General features: G+C 67.6%; 17 protein-coding genes. 8 read left to right on the forward strand and 9 right to left on the reverse strand.

The genetic code is table 11. The features are described 5' to 3' along the window. Window positions 1-227: 227 nt before the first annotated feature. A complete protein-coding gene (locus AC2YG9_RS00005; RefSeq protein WP_487295870.1) occupies window positions 228-2,024 on the reverse strand; it encodes a long-chain-acyl-CoA synthetase in 1,797 nt (598 codons plus the stop codon). Between the two features lie 378 nt (window positions 2,025-2,402). Here AC2YG9_RS00005 and AC2YG9_RS00010 point away from each other — a divergent pair, with 378 nt between their 5' ends. Then, a complete protein-coding gene (locus AC2YG9_RS00010) occupies window positions 2,403-3,104 on the forward strand; it encodes a hypothetical protein (protein ID WP_487295871.1) in 702 nt (233 codons plus the stop codon). Window positions 3,105-3,173: 69 nt separating this feature from the next. Here the strand turns inward: AC2YG9_RS00010 and argF are convergent, their stop codons facing one another. From argF to AC2YG9_RS00030, 4 genes are all read right to left on the reverse strand, one after another. Beyond that, the gene (gene argF / locus AC2YG9_RS00015) at window positions 3,174-4,109 is read right to left on the reverse strand and encodes an ornithine carbamoyltransferase (protein ID WP_487295872.1); all 936 of its coding nucleotides are present in this window, start codon (window positions 4,107-4,109) and stop codon (window positions 3,174-3,176) included. Next, complete coding sequence (locus tag AC2YG9_RS00020; protein ID WP_487296899.1) at window positions 4,106-5,281, reverse strand: acetylornithine transaminase; 1,176 nt, start codon at window positions 5,279-5,281, stop codon at window positions 4,106-4,108. Before AC2YG9_RS00020 ends, argF begins: the two co-directional genes overlap by 4 nt. Before the next feature lie 143 nt (window positions 5,282-5,424). Then, on the reverse strand, window positions 5,425-6,297 hold the full coding sequence (locus tag AC2YG9_RS00025) for a M28 family metallopeptidase (RefSeq protein ID WP_487295873.1): 873 nt from the start codon (window positions 6,295-6,297) through the stop codon (window positions 5,425-5,427). Window positions 6,298-6,310: 13 nt separating this feature from the next. Continuing rightward, window positions 6,311-7,132, reverse strand: a complete 822-nt coding sequence (locus tag AC2YG9_RS00030) for an ABC transporter permease (RefSeq protein ID WP_487295874.1) — start codon at window positions 7,130-7,132, stop codon at window positions 6,311-6,313. A 236-nt stretch (window positions 7,133-7,368) separates the two neighbouring features. Here AC2YG9_RS00030 and gcrA point away from each other — a divergent pair, with 236 nt between their 5' ends. Continuing rightward, window positions 7,369-7,905 (forward strand): cell cycle sigma 70 cofactor GcrA, encoded by a 537-nt coding sequence (gene gcrA, locus AC2YG9_RS00035; RefSeq protein ID WP_487295875.1) that lies wholly within the window; start codon window positions 7,369-7,371, stop codon window positions 7,903-7,905. Window positions 7,906-7,973: 68 nt separating this feature from the next. On the opposite strand, the gene AC2YG9_RS00040 is transcribed toward gcrA, so the two are convergent. Further along, entirely contained in the window at window positions 7,974-8,339 is a 366-nt protein-coding gene (locus AC2YG9_RS00040) for a hypothetical protein (RefSeq protein ID WP_487295876.1), read from the reverse strand. Window positions 8,340-8,423: 84 nt separating this feature from the next. Here AC2YG9_RS00040 and xseA point away from each other — a divergent pair, with 84 nt between their 5' ends. Next, a complete protein-coding gene (gene xseA, locus AC2YG9_RS00045) occupies window positions 8,424-9,944 on the forward strand; it encodes an exodeoxyribonuclease VII large subunit (RefSeq protein WP_487295877.1) in 1,521 nt (506 codons plus the stop codon). Here xseA and AC2YG9_RS00050 read toward each other — a convergent pair. After that, on the reverse strand, window positions 9,941-10,420 hold the full coding sequence (locus tag AC2YG9_RS00050; RefSeq protein ID WP_487295878.1) for a surface-adhesin E family protein: 480 nt from the start codon (window positions 10,418-10,420) through the stop codon (window positions 9,941-9,943). The two genes, xseA and AC2YG9_RS00050, sit on opposite strands and share 4 nt — an antisense overlap. 109 nt (window positions 10,421-10,529) lie before the next feature. On the opposite strand from AC2YG9_RS00050, the gene AC2YG9_RS00055 reads away from it, so the two are divergent. From AC2YG9_RS00055 to AC2YG9_RS00065, 3 genes are all read left to right on the forward strand, one after another. After that, on the forward strand, window positions 10,530-10,745 hold the full coding sequence (locus tag AC2YG9_RS00055) for a DUF2093 domain-containing protein (protein WP_487295879.1): 216 nt from the start codon (window positions 10,530-10,532) through the stop codon (window positions 10,743-10,745). A gap of 263 nt (window positions 10,746-11,008) precedes the next feature. Continuing rightward, the gene (locus tag AC2YG9_RS00060; RefSeq protein WP_487295880.1) at window positions 11,009-11,581 is read left to right on the forward strand and encodes a M23 family metallopeptidase; all 573 of its coding nucleotides are present in this window, start codon (window positions 11,009-11,011) and stop codon (window positions 11,579-11,581) included. 145 nt (window positions 11,582-11,726) lie between these two features. After that, window positions 11,727-12,215, forward strand: a complete 489-nt coding sequence (locus tag AC2YG9_RS00065; RefSeq protein WP_487295881.1) for a response regulator — start codon at window positions 11,727-11,729, stop codon at window positions 12,213-12,215. Here AC2YG9_RS00065 and AC2YG9_RS00070 read toward each other — a convergent pair. Continuing rightward, window positions 12,212-13,153, reverse strand: a complete 942-nt coding sequence (locus tag AC2YG9_RS00070; RefSeq protein ID WP_487295882.1) for a lysophospholipid acyltransferase family protein — start codon at window positions 13,151-13,153, stop codon at window positions 12,212-12,214. The genes AC2YG9_RS00065 and AC2YG9_RS00070 overlap by 4 nt on opposite strands. A gap of 138 nt (window positions 13,154-13,291) precedes the next feature. Between AC2YG9_RS00070 and AC2YG9_RS00075 the strand changes: the two genes are divergently transcribed. Further along, a complete protein-coding gene (locus AC2YG9_RS00075; protein ID WP_487295883.1) occupies window positions 13,292-13,678 on the forward strand; it encodes a helix-turn-helix domain-containing protein in 387 nt (128 codons plus the stop codon). 170 nt (window positions 13,679-13,848) lie between these two features. Then, window positions 13,849-14,754 (forward strand): SDR family NAD(P)-dependent oxidoreductase, encoded by a 906-nt coding sequence (locus AC2YG9_RS00080; protein ID WP_487295884.1) that lies wholly within the window; start codon window positions 13,849-13,851, stop codon window positions 14,752-14,754. 84 nt (window positions 14,755-14,838) lie between these two features. On the opposite strand, the gene AC2YG9_RS00085 is transcribed toward AC2YG9_RS00080, so the two are convergent. Continuing rightward, window positions 14,839-15,195 (reverse strand): hypothetical protein, encoded by a 357-nt coding sequence (locus AC2YG9_RS00085; protein WP_487295885.1) that lies wholly within the window; start codon window positions 15,193-15,195, stop codon window positions 14,839-14,841. Window positions 15,196-15,244 lie beyond the last annotated feature (49 nt).

A 15,244-nucleotide genomic window follows, 5' to 3' on the forward strand; every position in this document is an offset into this window, starting at 1 on the left:
GGTTTATCGCCCGGAATCCGTCTGACGGCGCCGTCGTGAAATCGTAGGTCGGCGGCGTCACATCCGCACCTACATTCACAGCTGGCGGACCCACGCGGCGCCTACGCCGATGCCTACATTCGGCGACGGCCCACCCACACGAAAGACACATGAAATCAGCGCCTTGCTGACACGACCCCGCTGGACAGCGGGCAATCGGGTTATAATCATAGGCCGCTTCGATAGGGCTAAAGCTTCAGCCCACCCTCGAGCAGCTTGCCGTACGTGGCCTTGGTCAGCTTCACATAGGCCTTCTTCTGCGGGCTCTTGAAGTAGATCGGGTCCCTGGTTCGCGCCGGATCGAACCCGTCCTCGACCAGATCGACCTTGCGGTATTTGAAGGTGCCCGTGGTCTCGATCTGGCGCTGCAGGCGCAGGAACATCGGCTGGGCATAGGTCGGCATGTTGGCCTCGACCCGCTCGTAGAGGGTGCCGACATCGAACGTCTCATCGACCGTCAGCGCCGCCATGCCCGCCTTGCCGTCCTGGCCGGGCACCGGCACGCCATAGACGTTGGCCTCCAGCACCCCGTCGGCCTGGGCCAGCTGTTCGGCCACCTCGGCGGTTGAGACATTCTCACCCTTCCAGCGGAAGGTGTCGCCGATGCGGTCGACGAAATAGATGTAGCCGTCCTCGTCCCGCCGCATCAGGTCGCCGGTGCGGAACCAGGCGTCCCCCTTCTCGAAGACGTCATGCAGGATCTTCTTCTCGGTCGCGGCCTTGTCGGCATAGCCGGTGAAGTTGGTGCGGGCGTCGCCGGCGTCGATCTTGCCGATGCATTCACCGACCTGGCCGGGTCCGCACTCGACGCACAGTCCGCTGACCCCGCGGATCGGTTGTTCGGTGTCGATGTCGAACTGGACGATACGGGCGTTGACCCGCTTCTTCAGCCACTTGGGGATCCGCCCAATGGCGCCCACCGTGCCGTCGAAGTTGAACATCGACACATTGCCTTCGGTGGCGCCGTAGAACTCCAGCACCTGCGGAATGGCGAACCGCTCGACCATATCGGCCCAGACATCGCCTCGCAGGCCGTTGCCGAAAGCCATGCGCAGGCGGTGATTACGCTCTTCCGGATGCGGCTCGGCATTGACCAGGTAACGGCACAGCTCGCCGATATAGACGAACATGGTGCAGCCCTCGGCGGCCACGTCGCTCCAGAAGTGGGTGGTCGAGAACTTCTTCTTCAGGACGATCGAGCCGCCGGTCAGCAGCGCCGCCCCCATGGCGCACATGCCGCCGGTGGCGTGGTACAGCGGCAGCACCTGGTAGATGCGGTCGGTCTTCTCCGCCCCCGTCGCCCCGGCGAAGCCGCGCATGTAGAGCTGGGCCCGCATGTGGTTGATGCGGGCGGCCTTCGGCATCCCCGTGGTGCCGCTGGTGTAGATGTAGAGGGCCGTGTCGCGGCCCCGCAGATCGCCTCGCGCCGTCTGCCGGTCGGGCCGAAGCTGGCTGCAGCTCTTCAGGGCCGTGGTCAGGTCGCGCCGGTCGCCGGTGACCGGGCCCAGCGTCCACTGGTTCATGTGCCGGGCCAACTGGCCGCGCACCGCCTCGAAAGCCGGCGAGGTCTCCGCATCAACGATGCAGTGCATCGCTCCGGAGATGTTGAGGCAGTGGGCCAGCGCCGCGCCGGTCAGGTTGTTGTTGATCAGGGCGGAGGCGATGCCGACCTTGGTCAGGCCTAGCCAGATCGGCAGATACTCCAGCCGGTTGGGCAGGAAGACCGCCACCGTCTGGCCGCGCGTGATGCTCTGGCCCTTTGCCCAGTGGGCGTAGCGGTTGGCGATGGCGTCCATCTCGCCATAGGTCACCGTCCTGCCTTCGAAGGTGATGGCCGGGCGGTCCCGATGCTCGTCGACGGCCTTCTCCAGGTCGTCGCAAATCAGGTTGGGGGAGTCGGGGGCAATGGGCTTGACCCATTTCAGCGTGCGCCGAAGCCCCTGGAAGAATTTCCAGTCCCGCGCCAGCCGCGCCCTCAGCTTCATGGCAAAGCCCCTCTGATCAACGCCCCCTCAGCAATGCCCGGGGGGCTCAGTCCCGGTCAAGGCGAGGTTGGCCCAGAGGTCTTGAGGCGGTGTGAACGTGGCGCCAAGGCCTCACCTGAGAGGCGAGTTTTTCGGCGCCGACCGGCGGGGAGAAGGCTGAATCATGGCAAGGTAGGGTCAGAATAACGGCAGCGTATCCAAATAGACTTTCAGACGCCGGATAGTCGCCAACTTCGATCACTATGAATAACGCCTTGAACGCCAAGGCCTTGCGAAGAATTTCCTCGCATACGCTCGCCTTGGCGCGACGTTTGGCTGGAACCCCCTCCGCTGAACCTCGTTACACTCCCCGAGCAATGAGAAGAGAGGAGGCTGTAAATGGCCATCTATCGTGAAACTGCCCACACCTTGTTTGGTGACGGTGGCACCGCTTATGACAATCCCAAGCCCGCCGCCCGCACGGTGCGCACCCCCGCGCCCGCCCCGGCCGCCAAGCCCTTCATCCGCGACACGACCCAGGACCGCGTGACGACGGCCCCCGCCGAGACCAGCTTCATGGCGGCCCCGGCCTATGGCGAGCGCACGACGACGGCCCGCCGCAGCGGTTCGGCGACCCGGCCGCTGATCATCGCCGGTATTGCCGGCGTCATCGCCCTGGGCGTTGGCGCGGTGGTGCTGATGAACCAGAACACCGACGGCCTGGAGACCGCCACGGTCACCGCCCCGCCGGCCGCGACGCCCGCGCCGATGCCGACCCCGGCTCCGGTCGAGACCACCGCCGCCACCCCGGCGCCGCTCCCCGCCGCTCCGGTCGCCGAGCCTCGCGCCTCGACCCCGGCTCCGGCCCGCCGCGCGGCCGCTCCGGTCGCCCGTCGCGCCGCCCCGGCGACGACGCCGACTGAAACGGTGACCACCCCTGCCGGCCCGGCGCCCTATTCGACGCTGCCCGATCCGGTGACCCCGCCGGTGGCCGCCACCCCGGCCACCCCGGCCCCGCCGCCGGTGATCGCCCCGGAACCGGTCGCCCCGGCTCCCGCCCCGACCCCGGTCGCCCCGGAACCGGCCCCGGTCCCGCAGTAAATACCCCTCCCAACGAACTGGGGCGGCTCCTTCCGGAGCCGCCCCTTTTTCGCGTCATGGCGCCTGTTGCTAGCCGATGGCCCCGAAGCACCAGGCCAGGATCGACTTCTGGGCATGAATGCGGTTCTCCGCCTCGTCCCAGATCACCGACCGTGGCCCGTCCATGACCCCGTCCGTCACCTCCTCGCCCCGGTGGGCGGGCAGGCAGTGCATGAACACCGCGTCCTGGTGGGCCTTGTCCATCAACGCCTCGTCGACCTGATAGGCCTCGAAGGCGTCAAGCCGGGCTTCCCCGTCCGCGTCGCCCATCGACACCCAGGTGTCGGCGATCACCGCATGGGCCCCGCGAACGGCGGCCGCCGGATCATCGGTCATCTCCACCCGCCCCTGCTCCTCGGCCGCGCGGGCCAGGTCGCGAAGGTCGGGGTGGTACTGCGGCGGGCAGGCGATGTTCAGCTTGAAGCCGAACTTCGAGGCCGCATGGATGAAGCTGGCGCAGACGTTGTTGCCGTCCCCGACCCAGGCGATGGTCTTGCCCTGCACCGGCCCGAGCTTTTCCTCGAACGTCAGCAGGTCGGCCATGATCTGGCAGGGATGGCTCTTGTCGGTCAGGCCGTTGATCACCGGCACGCTGCTGTTCTGGGCGAACAGCTGGACATCGTCGTGGCGGTTGGCGCGGATCATCACCGCGTCGACCATCCGCGACAGCACCTTGGCCGTGTCGTCGATCGGCTCGCCCCGGCCCAGCTGCATGTCCGCCGCCGTCGAGATCAGCGTCGCGCCGCCCAGCTGGTGCATGGCCGCGTCGAAACTGAACCGGGTCCGCGTCGAATGCTTCTCGAAGATCATCGCCAGGCGTCGGCCCTTGGCCGGCGCGTCATGGTCGACCATGCCGGTCGTCCAGCCACGGCGGCTGGCCTTGCGGGTATGGGCGTCGTCGAGAATGGTCCGGAGGGTGGAGGCCTCGAGCTTCCAGAGATCGATGAAGTGCCTGACTTCGCTCATGCCGCCGCCTTCGCCCGAACAACCTCACAGGCCTGCTCGAGCTTGGCCACGGCTTCCCGCGCCTCTTCCTGGGTGATCAGCAGGGACGGCAGCAGCCGCACCAGATTGTCGCCGCCGCCGGCCACCAACAGCCCCTGGTCTCGGGCGATGCCCATGAACTCACGGTTGTTGGGCACCAGTTTCAGACCGATCAGCAGGCCCTTGCCGCGGATCTCGGTGATGACGTCCGGGAAGCGGTCGGCGAGGCCCGACAGCTGCTGGACGAAATAGCCGGCGACCTCACGGACGTGTTCGAGGGTCTCTTCCTTGGCGATCTCGTTGAAGGCGGTCAGGCCGACGGCCATGGCCAGCGGGTTGCCGCCAAAGGTCGAGCCGTGGACGCCCACGGTCATGCCCTTGGCCGCTTCGGCCGAGGCCAGGCAGGCTCCGACCGGGAACCCGCCGCCCAGCGCTTTGGCCACGCACATGATGTCCGGCGCGCCGTCCTCGACCCACTCGTGGGCGAACAGCTTGCCGGTGCGGCCCATGCCGCACTGGACCTCATCGAAGATCACCAGCACGCCGTGTTCGCGGGTCAACTGGCGCAGACCGCGCAGGCAGGCTTCCGGCATGGCGCGCGCGCCGCCCTCGCCCTGCACGGGCTCGACAATGATCGCCGCCGTGGTCGGATCGGCGATGGCCGCCTTGATGGCGTCGTGGTCACCCCACTTTAGCTGGCTGTAGTTCTCCAGCCGGGGGCCGAAGCCCTCGACGTAGCCCGGGTTACCCGCCGCGTTGATGGCGGCATAGGAGCGACCATGGAAGCTGCCGTCGAAGCCGTAGATGACCACCCGCTCGGGGTTGCCGTTGGCGGTGTGGTACTTGCGGGCCGTCTTCAGGGCGCACTCGATGGCCTCGGTGCCGCTGTTGGTGAAGAACACCACGTCGGCGAAGGTCTCCTCACACAGCCGCGCGGCCAGCTTTTCCTGACCCGGGATGCGGAAGATGTTGGAGGTGTGCCAGAGCTTCTCGCCCTGTTCCTTCAGCGTCGCGACCAGCTTGGGGTGGCAGTGGCCGAGCCCGTTGGTGGCGATCCCCGCCACGCAGTCCAGGTATTCTCGGCCCGTCTCGTCCCACAGTCGCACGCCTTCGCCTCGTTCGACGGCCAGCGGGGCGCGGTTGTAGACGCCCATGATGTGGTCGTTGACGGGCTTCGCAGACGGCTGAGTGGACAAGTTTGCCTCCCAAAAGGTGAAGGCCCCGCAGCGGTGTCGCGGCGGGACCGGAAGGCTTGGCGTTGTCGCGGGAGACCGCCGGAATGTCAATGATTTGGGGACTATTTGACCGCTTTGTCCGCCATTTTGACGAGTTCGACCGCCAGGTCTCCGGCCCGTTCGACCGTAGCCGGATCAACCGCCTCCATGGTGTCGGCCGGCGTGTGGATCAGGCCCAGCACCCTGGGCAGGAAACCGGGCTCCATCTGGGCAGTCTTGCCGGCGTTCGTGAACAGCCACAGCTGATGGGCCTCGCGGGCCGGCAGGTAGCTGAACGAGGTCTCGGGGACGCCCAGCTTCCGGAAGGCCAGGTTGTCGCTCGGCGGATAGGCGCCGAAGGCCAGGCAGTCCTCGCCGGCCGCCAGACAGGCGTGGCGCACGGCCTTGGCCAGGGCCGGGTCCTTGGGGTCGGCGTAAAAGGGCGTGTCGCCATAACCGTTGACGTCGAAGTTGATGACGGCGGCCACTCGCTGGCCGTCAGGGCCCGCCGCATAGGCCTTGGCGCCAAGCAGGCCCAGCTCTTCCTGGTCGAAGAAGATGATGCGCAGGCGGTGGTTCAGCTTGCCGGTCTTCAGCGTCCTGGCCGCCTGGACCAGGGCCACCACGGAGGCGGCGTTGTCGACCACGGCGCCGGCCAGCGTGCCGTCCTTCAGCACCTTGGCGTCCCAGTGGGCGGTCAGCAGGATGTCGCGCGTGCCCTTGCCGATCGTGATCACGACGTTGCGGCCCTGGCTGGACTTGCCCGCTTCATTGCCGGCGAAGGTCTGGATTTCGTAGGCCAGCCCTTCACGCTTGAGCAGCGCCTCCAGCGATGCCAACCGGGCGTCCTGGGTGGGCTGTACGAAGCTGGCGACGTCCTCCTTCGTGCCCGCGCTGGCAGGCAGGCCGGAAAGGCAGAGCGCCCCGGCGACAAGGGCGGTCAGAACGGTGCGCATGGAAATCCTCGACTTAGGTCTTGAGCCGCCAGCCGGCCCGGAACAGCAGCCAGCAGGTCACGGCCAGGCCGATGGTCAGCACCGCCGTCATCAGCACTCCGGCCGTCAGGTTGCCGTTGGCATGGCCGATGAAGCCGTAACGGAAGCCGTCGATCAGGTAGAAGAAGGGATTGTAGTGGCTGGCCGTCCTGAAGGGCTCGGGCAGGCGATCAACGAGGTAGAAGGTCCCCGACAGGAAGGTCATCGGCATGATGACGAAGTTGGTGATCGCCGACAGGTGATCGAACTTCTCCGACCACAGCCCAGTCAGTATGCCGACAAAGCCCAAGATCAGTGAGGCGCCGACCCCGAAGTAGATGATGGCCCAGGGCTGGGCGAAGGTCATGTTGGCGTTCGGCAACAGGCCGCAGACCACGGCGGTCACCAGACCGACGACAATGCCCCGCGTGCCCGCCCCCAGAGAGAAGGCCATGACCTGCTCCAGCGGCGACAGCGGCGGGGTCATGAAGTCCGAGGTCAGACCCATCATCTTGGCCTGCAGCAGGCTGGAGGAGGAGTTGGCGAAGGCGTTGTTGAGGATGGTCATCATGATCAGCCCCGGCGCCACGAAGGTCGCGAACGGCACGCCATCGATCGGCGGGGCGGCCCCGCGCACGGCGACCACGAAGACCAGCATATAGAGGAGGCTGGTGACCACCGGGGCGGCCACGGTCTGCATCCCCACTTTCCAGAAGCGGCGCACCTCCTTGAGGTAGAGCGTCTTGAAGCCCGTCCAGTTGAACCCGGCGTAGTCGCGCGGCTGGGGCGGCGTGGGAGCGGCGGCCATATCCTTCATGGCCCTCAAATGCGCGCCGCCGCGCGGATGTGCAAGGACCCGGAATCGTGACGGTTCGGAGAACGCTGATTCAACATCTTGATCCTGTGGACAGAATCATTGGCGCCCATTGTGTGTCTTAATAAAAAGTTTACGATATCTGGTAGTGAGCGGGTCGGAATGACCTGCGCGACACAAGATATAGGGCCGGTTCGTGTGGGGCTTACCGGTCCGCTTCAAGCCTGAAGGGGTGCTCGATGGGTTGGACCGACGAACGCGTGGATGTTCTGAAGAAGCTGTGGCTGGACGGCTTGTCCGCCAGCCAGATCGCCAAACAGCTTGGCGGCGTGACCCGTAATGCCGTCATCGGCAAGGTTCACCGCCTGGGTCTCAGCGGCCGCGCCGCGCCCAGCCAGCCTGCCCGTCCGGTGTTCAAGGCTCCGCGTCCGGCCCGGCCGGCCGCCACCACCGTCCCGTCGGCCCCGCGCCGCGTGGCTGAGCCGGTCGTCACCACGACGACCAGCGGTCCGCCGCCGATCGGCAACGCCGCTCCTCCGACCCACATCACGCGCGTCGAAGCCCCCGGCTCGGCCACCGTGCTGACCCTGGGCGCCCACATGTGCAAGTGGCCGATCGGCGATCCTTCGAGCGACGAGTTCACCTTCTGCGGCCGCCGCGCCAGCGAAGGCGTCTACTGCGTCGACCACGCCCGCGTCGCCTACCAGCCGGCCCAGACCGGCAAGAAGAAGGCCGGCCCCAACGAGCTGGCCCGCTCGCTGCGCCGCTACATCTAGATCGCTTCCTCTACGGGGGGTGTTCAACGGCGGTGACCGCGAGGTCGCCGCCGTTGTTCGTTGCAGAGTCAGCGCGCGCCGGAGAAGACGCCCTTTCGGCCCGCCGCATCGACCCCGCCGCTCATCGTCCCGCCCTTCAGTGTCGCCGTGTAGGTGACGTCGAACTTCTGGCCCATGAAGTCGGAGCCATAGGTCCAGACGACGCGGTCGCCGCTCACCCTGCCGGACTTCAGCGGATGCGGCTTGTTCGTCCCGCCGTCGAAGCAGGTTCCGCCCAGGGTGTCGCCGGCCCGGGTGAATTTGCAGGTCATGGTGAAGCCGAAGGTCTGCACCTTGCCCTTGAACTTCCAGGTCCCGGCTACCGGGTCGGTCTGGGCCATGGCCGCGAGACCGATCAGGGCGATGGCCAGGGCGAGGGTGATGGCGGTTTTCATCGGCGTGTCTCCGGCAGTGACTTAAGTACGGCGGCCGCGTCCGATCGGTTTCACCAGACTCACATCCCGCGCTAGAGTCCCCCTGTGACCGATGTCGAAGCCCCCGCCAGCAACGCCCAGGCCTACTCCGTTTCGGAACTGGCCTTCGCCCTCAAGCGCACCCTCGAGGACGCCTACGGCTTCGTCCGGCTGCGCGGCGAGCTTTCCAAGGTCACCCACCACTCCAGCGGCCACGTCTACCTGACCCTCAAGGACGAGAAGGCCAGCCTCGACGGCGTTGTCTGGAAGGGCAGCGTGCGCAATCTGCAGGTCCGTCCCGAGCAGGGGCTGGAAGTTATCGTCACCGGCCGCATCACCACCTTCCCGGCCGGCAGCCGCTACCAGATCGTCATCGAGACCATGGAGGCCGCCGGAGTCGGCGCCCTGCTGGCCCAACTCGAACGCCTGAAGGCCAAGCTCGCCGACGAGGGCCTGTTCCGCCCGGAACGAAAACGCCCGATCCCGGCCATGCCGGCCGTTGTCGGGGTCATCACCAGCCCGACAGGCGCGGTCATCCGCGACATCCTCCACCGCATCCGCGACCGCTGGCCGTGCCGGGTCGTGGTCTGGCCGGTGGTCGTTCAGGGCGACGCCGCCGCCCCGCAGGTCGCCGCCGCCATCCGCGCCTTCAACGCCCTGGAGCCCGGCGGCGCCGTGCCGCGTCCCGACGTGCTGATCGTCGCCCGCGGCGGGGGCTCGGTGGAAGACCTCTGGGCCTTCAATGACGAGGCCCTGGCCCGCACCGTCTTCGAGGGAACCATCCCCCTGATCAGCGCCGTCGGCCACGAGACCGACACCACCCTTATCGACTTCGTCTCCGACCGCCGCGCGCCCACCCCGACGGCCGCCGCCGAGATGGCCACGCCGGTGCTGGCCGAGCTGCGCGCCGCCGTCAGCGGCCTCGACCAGCGCTTGAGCCGCGTCGCCGGCCGGATGATCGAGGACCGCCGCACCCGCCTGGCCGCCAGCGCCCGGGGCCTCCCCCGCCCGCAGGACCTGACCGCCGCCGCCAGCCAGCGCCTCGACTACGCCGCCAGTCACCTGAGCGGCGGCCTGCGCCGCAACCTCGACCTTCATGCAAACCGGCTGGCCGCCATCGCCTCGCCGCTGCGGCCCGGCCTGCTGCAACGCCGCGCCGACCTGGGCAAACAGACCCTGATCACCCTCGGCGCCCGCCTTGACGCCGCCATCCGCCGCGCCTCGGACACCACCCGCGAGCAGCAGCGCCTGGCCGACCTCGGCCGCCGCATGGGCCAGTGCGCCGACAAGGTCCTGTCCGACCGCCGCCAGCGCCTTGAGGCCCTAGACAAGCTGCGCCTGTCCCTCGACCCCAAGCGGCCCCTGCGCAACGGCTTTGCCCTGGTCACCCGGCCGGACGGCAGCCTGGTGCGCCAGGGTGGCCCCCTGGCCTCTGGCGAGGCCGTCAACCTGATGTTCGAGGACACCACCCGCCAGGCCGTGATCGATGGCGAAGGGGGCTACGTCGCCCCGCCTGCTCCGCCCGTCGCCCGCCCCGCGCCCAGGAAGTCGGCGGCGCCGCCGAGCGACCAGGGCGATCTCTTCTAGTCGATGGTCCCGGCGGCCAGGCGCCGACGATAGTCGGCGACAAGGTCGCGCGGCCCCGCCCATTGCTCGACCAGGGCAGCATCCCGCGACGCTGGATCACAGGTCGCCCGCAACATCAGGTCGGCCTGGGACTCCGGAATGATCGACTTCCATTCGGTGGGCTCCTCGATCTTCACCATCAGGCTGCCGTCCGCCAGGAAGAGCGATGGCGACACCGTCCGTGTCACATGTTTCTGGCAGTCGAACTCCTCGGCGCTGACGATGTAGGCGACCGACTTGCCCCCGATCTGGAACGGTTCGGCCCGCGCCATCGTCACCATCGCCGAGGCCACCGATCCGGTCTTCTTCACGGTCGATAGCTCCACGGCCACTGTCAGGTCGCGGATCCGCGAGACGATGTAGTAGTCCGCCGCGTTGGCGGTCCCCGCCGCCATCAGCCCCGCTGCGAGCGCCAGGCCGGTCATCCGATTCTTCATCCCAACCCCCATCGGCCCACGGCCATCCAATCCCGGGGCGACCATAGCCCACCAATCCTGTTGCCGCACGCCCATTGGCCCAAGCCGCCGCCTTCGCTACATTAGCCGCATGAACGCCTTTGATCGCGACATGGGCCGGGAGCTGGCCCAACTCCACTACGGGGACGGTGAATTCGCCATCCTCAAGCCGGGCAAGCATGTGATCTGCGCCGTCACCGGGGTGAAGATCCCGCTCGACGCCCTGCGTTACTGGAGCCCCGAACACCAGGAAGCCTACGCCGGTCCCGCCGAGGCCCTGAAACGCTGGCAAGCGTTGCAGTCCTGAACCGGCGGGCCGCCCTTCTCGGTCTGACCGCCACCGCCTTCGCGGGACCGGCCTTCGCCGCGCCCCCGCCCCTGCGCCTTTCCGGCGCCTATCAACAGGGCGGCTTCGCCTTCGGCCGCACCGCGCCGCGGGCCGACATCTGGCTGGATGACGAGGCCGTCGGCCGCGCCGGGGCAACGGGCCTGTTCGTCGTCGGCTTCGACCGCGACGCCGCCGCCACCGCCACCCTGCGCGTCGCCAGCGCCGGCGGCGCGGTCAGCCATGTGTTCGACCTGACCCCCGGCGACTTCGACATCCAGCGCATCTCCGGCCTGCCGCAAGACCAGGTCAGCCCCAGCGACCCGGCCCTTCTGGCCCGGCTGAAGCAGCAAAACGCCCTCAAGCAGGCGGCGCTGGCCAGCCGCATCGACACCGAGGACTTCCGCAAGGGCTTCGCGATGCCGCTGCCGGCCAAGAGCTGGCGGCGCACCGGGCGGTTCGGCGGCCAGCGCATCCTCAACGGCGAGGCCAAGCGCCCGCACTACGGCACGGACCTGGCCGCGCCCAAGGGCACCGCCATCCTCGCCCCGGCCGGCGGCATCGTCAGCATGGCCTCGACCGGCATGCATTTCGAAGGCGGGCTGACGATGATCGACCACGGCCAGGGCCTGGTCAGCATCTACCTCCACCAGTCGAAAATCCTCGCCCGGGCCGGCCAGCGGGTCGAGCGCGGCGACAAGATAGGCGAAGTCGGAGCCACCGGCCGGGCCACCGGCCCGCATCTGTGCTGGCGCATGACCTGGCGCGGGCGGCATCTGGATCCCATGCTGATGGTGGGTCAGACCGCGCCGGCCTGAAGTAATCTTGGGCTCTCCGCGCCCGGAGCGTCCATCTAAACACTCCGGTAAGCCTGACGGCCCTAATTGGGAGACCAAGGGTCGCGATGCACGCAGGACGTGCAGCCAGACGGCCCGTTTCCAATCTGGGCTCGCCGGGGGTTGTATGTCGTTTGGTCTGGAGTCGTTGCGCGTCCTTCTTGTGGACGACAATCCGCACATGCGCTCCATCGTCGCCACCATTCTCAAGGGTGTCGGCGTCCGGAACGTGCGCGAGGCCGGTGACGGCGCCGAGGGCCTGCAGGCCCTGCGCGACTGGCCGGCCGACGTGGCCATCGTCGATTTCCAGATGCACCCGCTCGACGGCGCCAGCTTCACCCGCATCGTCCGGGGCAGCACCGACAGCATGAATATGTACCTGCCGATCATCATGATGACCGGCTTCGCCGACCGCGGCCGGGTGTTCGAGGCCCGCGACGCCGGCGTCAGCGAAATGATCGCCAAGCCGATCACGGCCCGCGCCATCCTCGACCGTATCGAGCGTGTGATCATGCATCCGCGCCCTTTCGTGCGGACGGCGGACTATTTCGGACCGTCCCGGCGCGGGATCGATGACGTGGTGGAAAAGCCCAAGATGCGGGAACTCGCGATCTAGGGCGGCGGCCCGAGCCCCTTCGCCGCCAGCTCGAGGTAGGCCTCCTTGGGCCAGCGCCGGTGGACCCAGAACCATTCCTCCGGCCGCCTGCGAACCTGATCCTCGACGAACTTCGTCACCGCCGCGACCCCGGCCGCGATATCCGCGGTTTTGTCGCCGGTGTCCGGCACCGTGATCGGCTCATGCACGACGGCCCGGAACCGCGCGCCCTTCAGCCGTTCGACCGTCATCGGCTGCAGCACCGTCCCGAAACGGAGCGCCATGCGGCTGGGTCCGGGCGCGGCCATCACCTCCCGGCCAAAGAAGGGAGCCGCGACGCCGCCGCGGTTGAACTTCTGATCGTTCATCAGGGCCACCGACTCGCCCCGTTTCAGGCCATCCAGCATCTCGCGGGCCCCGTCGCCGCCCTTCGGCGCGAACAGCTGCACGCCGTAGCGGGCCCGGCTGTCGCGGATGCGCTTGTCGACATAGGGGTTGTTGGCCGCCCGGTAGGTCATCTGACAGACCACCCCTGCGTCGACGATGGCCGCCGGCATCACCTCCCAGTTCGAGAAGTGGCCTGAGACGAAGATCACCGGCCTGCCGCCGTCTCGGATGGCCTCCATCCGCTCGCGGCCCACCAGTTCCACCCGGCCGGTCGAGGGCAGGATGCGGTCCATCTGGGGGAATTCAAAGACCGTGCGGCCGTTGCTTTCCCATTGATCGCCAAGGATTTTCTGCCGCCAGGCCTCGTCCTTCTCCGGGAAGGCCAGGATCAGGTTTTGCCACGCGAGCGCATGGGTCTTGGTCAGCGGCCCGAAGCGGCGGAACAGCCATCCGCCCACGTCCGACGCAAAATCCGTCGGCATCAGTCGCATCAGGAAGGTGAAGACGTCATACGCCACCGCCTCGGCCCGCCACGCCAGGTCCTGGGTCCAAGAGACACGTCTGTCACGCATGCCCGGTAACTAAGTCACACGCCCAAAGCGCGCAATGTCGCAGGGAACCTCGCTTGGCACGCGACATGCGGAACAGAGGCCTGACCGTACCAATCTGGGACGGCCACAGGCTTTAACCAACAGGGGGTTTTACAGCCCATGGGCAACGACATCGACGTTCACCTCGGCAAGCGGCTGCGCCGCCGCCGCCGTCTCCTGGGTCTGACCCAGCAACAACTCGCCGGCTCGGTCGGCGTGCGCTTCCAGCAGATCCAGAAGTACGAGTGCGGGGCCAACCGCATCAGCGCCGCCCGTCTGTGGCAGCTCTCCGAAGCCCTCGAGGTTCCGGTCGGCTATTTCTACGACGGCCTCTCCGAAACTGATCGTCCGCAAGCGGCGGCCAATGATGGTGAAGGCGGCGGCGAGATGTTCGCCCGCAAGGAAACCCTCGACCTGATCCGCGCCTACTACCAGCTCGGCGAGCGTCCGCGCCGCCGTCTGCTCGATCTCGCCAAGTCGCTGAACGGCGACGTGGAAGTCGCTTAAAGTAACTCCGTAAAGCTTGTGGCCCGCCGGATCATCTCTGTGGGGATGATCCGGCGACCCAGCCTTACCTTGGCGTCAGTCTTGACGCCCTCCCTATTGCGCCGCACAACCCCGCCCGATCTTTCAAACGGGCGTCTGAGAACTGCCCAGCGCAAGGGAATTTGAGACACATGGCCGACATCCGCTTCGACGGCAAAGTCGCGATCGTCACCGGGGCCGGCGGCGGCCTTGGCCGTCAGCACGCTCTGGAACTGGCCCGTCGCGGCGCCAAGGTCCTGGTCAACGACCTGGGCGGCAGCATGGACGGCTCGGGCGGCGGCTCGGACGCGGCCAACAAGGTGGTCGAAGAGATCAAGGCCCTCGGCGGCGAAGCCATCGCCAACGGCTCCAGCGTCACCGACGACGCGGGCGTGGCGCTGATGGTCAAGCAGGCGATGGACGCCTGGGGCCGCATCGACATCCTGATCGCCAACGCCGGCGTGCTGCGCGACAAGTCCTTCTCCAAGATGACCATCGAGGACTTCGAGTTCGTCCTCGGCGTCCACCTCATGGGCACGGTCAAGCCGACCAAGGCCGTCTGGGAGATCATGAAGGAACAGAACTACGGCCGCATCGTCGTCACGACCTCGTCGTCGGGCCTCTACGGCAACTTCGGCCAGTCCAACTACGGCGCGGCCAAGCTGGGCATCATCGGCTTCATGAACACCATCAAGCTCGAAGGCCAGAAGAACAACATCCACATCAACGCCGTCAGCCCGGTCGCCGCCACTCGCATGACCGAAGGCCTGATGCCGCCCGAAGTGCTGGCCAAGCTGGCCCCGGAATACGTCACCCCGGGCGTCGTCTACCTGGCCTCGGAAGAAGCCCCGACGGGCGCCATCCTGGCCGCCGGCGCCGGCGCCTTCGCGCTCTCGCGCATTTATGAAACCGAGGGCGTCTACCTCGGCGAAGGCGGCCTGTCGGTCGAGGAAGTCCGCGACAACTGGTCGAAGATCACCGACGAAGCCGGCCAGAAGCCCTACTTCGCCGGCGGCGAGCAGGGCCAGAAGTTCTTCCGCAAGATGGCCGGCGGCTAAGCCGCTACCTCAGCTACGTGAATGAGGGCCGGACAGCGATGTCCGGCCCTTTTTCGTGCCGCCCCGCCGGCGCCGAGGGCCGGCTCAGCTCTTGTCGTAGGCGTGGAAGGTGCAGGCCGCCGCGTCGATCGGCACGAACAGCAGGTCCGGCAGGTCCTCGTCGCGGTAGAAGGGGATGCCCTCCATCTCGCCGACCTTCTTGATGAAGCTGAACTCGGACTCGCCGAACACCCGCGGCGCCCCGGTCTTCCTGTAGCTGTCGCCGTTGTAGGTCAGCGCCTTGCCGGCGCTGTACCAGGCCTTGCCCTTGGCGCCGGGATAGGCCTCGCCCTTCTTGGTGCTGAGCTTGCCGTTGGCGTCGATGGAGCAGGCGCCCGCCTGCCCGGCGGCCGCAAGCCCCAGGCACAGGGCGGCGGCGATGGTGATGACGGTCCGTTTCATCAGGAGCTCCCTTGTCAGATCGCGGGACCCTTCGCGCGGGGTCCCTTCG

The sequence above is a fragment of the Caulobacter sp. SRI_014 genome (genome assembly GCF_057586315.1).

Excerpts from the sequence above, each read along its gene's own strand:
- AC2YG9_RS00005 (WP_487295870.1), bottom strand. The coding sequence starts at position 2,024 with ATGAAGCTGAGGGCGCGGCTGGCGCGGGACTGGAAATTCTTCCAGGGG.
- AC2YG9_RS00010 (WP_487295871.1), top strand. The coding sequence starts at position 2,403 with ATGGCCATCTATCGTGAAACTGCCCACACCTTGTTTGGTGACGGTGGC.
- argF (WP_487295872.1), bottom strand. The coding sequence starts at position 4,109 with ATGAGCGAAGTCAGGCACTTCATCGATCTCTGGAAGCTCGAGGCCTCC.
- AC2YG9_RS00020 (WP_487296899.1), bottom strand. The coding sequence starts at position 5,281 with ATGGGCGTCTACAACCGCGCCCCGCTGGCCGTCGAACGAGGCGAAGGC.
- AC2YG9_RS00025 (WP_487295873.1), bottom strand. The coding sequence starts at position 6,297 with ATGCGCACCGTTCTGACCGCCCTTGTCGCCGGGGCGCTCTGCCTTTCC.
- AC2YG9_RS00030 (WP_487295874.1), bottom strand. The coding sequence starts at position 7,132 with ATGAAGGATATGGCCGCCGCTCCCACGCCGCCCCAGCCGCGCGACTAC.
- gcrA (WP_487295875.1), top strand. The coding sequence starts at position 7,369 with ATGGGTTGGACCGACGAACGCGTGGATGTTCTGAAGAAGCTGTGGCTG.
- AC2YG9_RS00040 (WP_487295876.1), bottom strand. The coding sequence starts at position 8,339 with ATGAAAACCGCCATCACCCTCGCCCTGGCCATCGCCCTGATCGGTCTC.
- AC2YG9_RS00050 (WP_487295878.1), bottom strand. The coding sequence starts at position 10,420 with ATGAAGAATCGGATGACCGGCCTGGCGCTCGCAGCGGGGCTGATGGCG.
- AC2YG9_RS00055 (WP_487295879.1), top strand. The coding sequence starts at position 10,530 with ATGAACGCCTTTGATCGCGACATGGGCCGGGAGCTGGCCCAACTCCAC.
- AC2YG9_RS00065 (WP_487295881.1), top strand. The coding sequence starts at position 11,727 with ATGTCGTTTGGTCTGGAGTCGTTGCGCGTCCTTCTTGTGGACGACAAT.
- AC2YG9_RS00070 (WP_487295882.1), bottom strand. The coding sequence starts at position 13,153 with ATGCGTGACAGACGTGTCTCTTGGACCCAGGACCTGGCGTGGCGGGCC.
- AC2YG9_RS00075 (WP_487295883.1), top strand. The coding sequence starts at position 13,292 with ATGGGCAACGACATCGACGTTCACCTCGGCAAGCGGCTGCGCCGCCGC.
- AC2YG9_RS00080 (WP_487295884.1), top strand. The coding sequence starts at position 13,849 with ATGGCCGACATCCGCTTCGACGGCAAAGTCGCGATCGTCACCGGGGCC.
- AC2YG9_RS00085 (WP_487295885.1), bottom strand. The coding sequence starts at position 15,195 with ATGAAACGGACCGTCATCACCATCGCCGCCGCCCTGTGCCTGGGGCTT.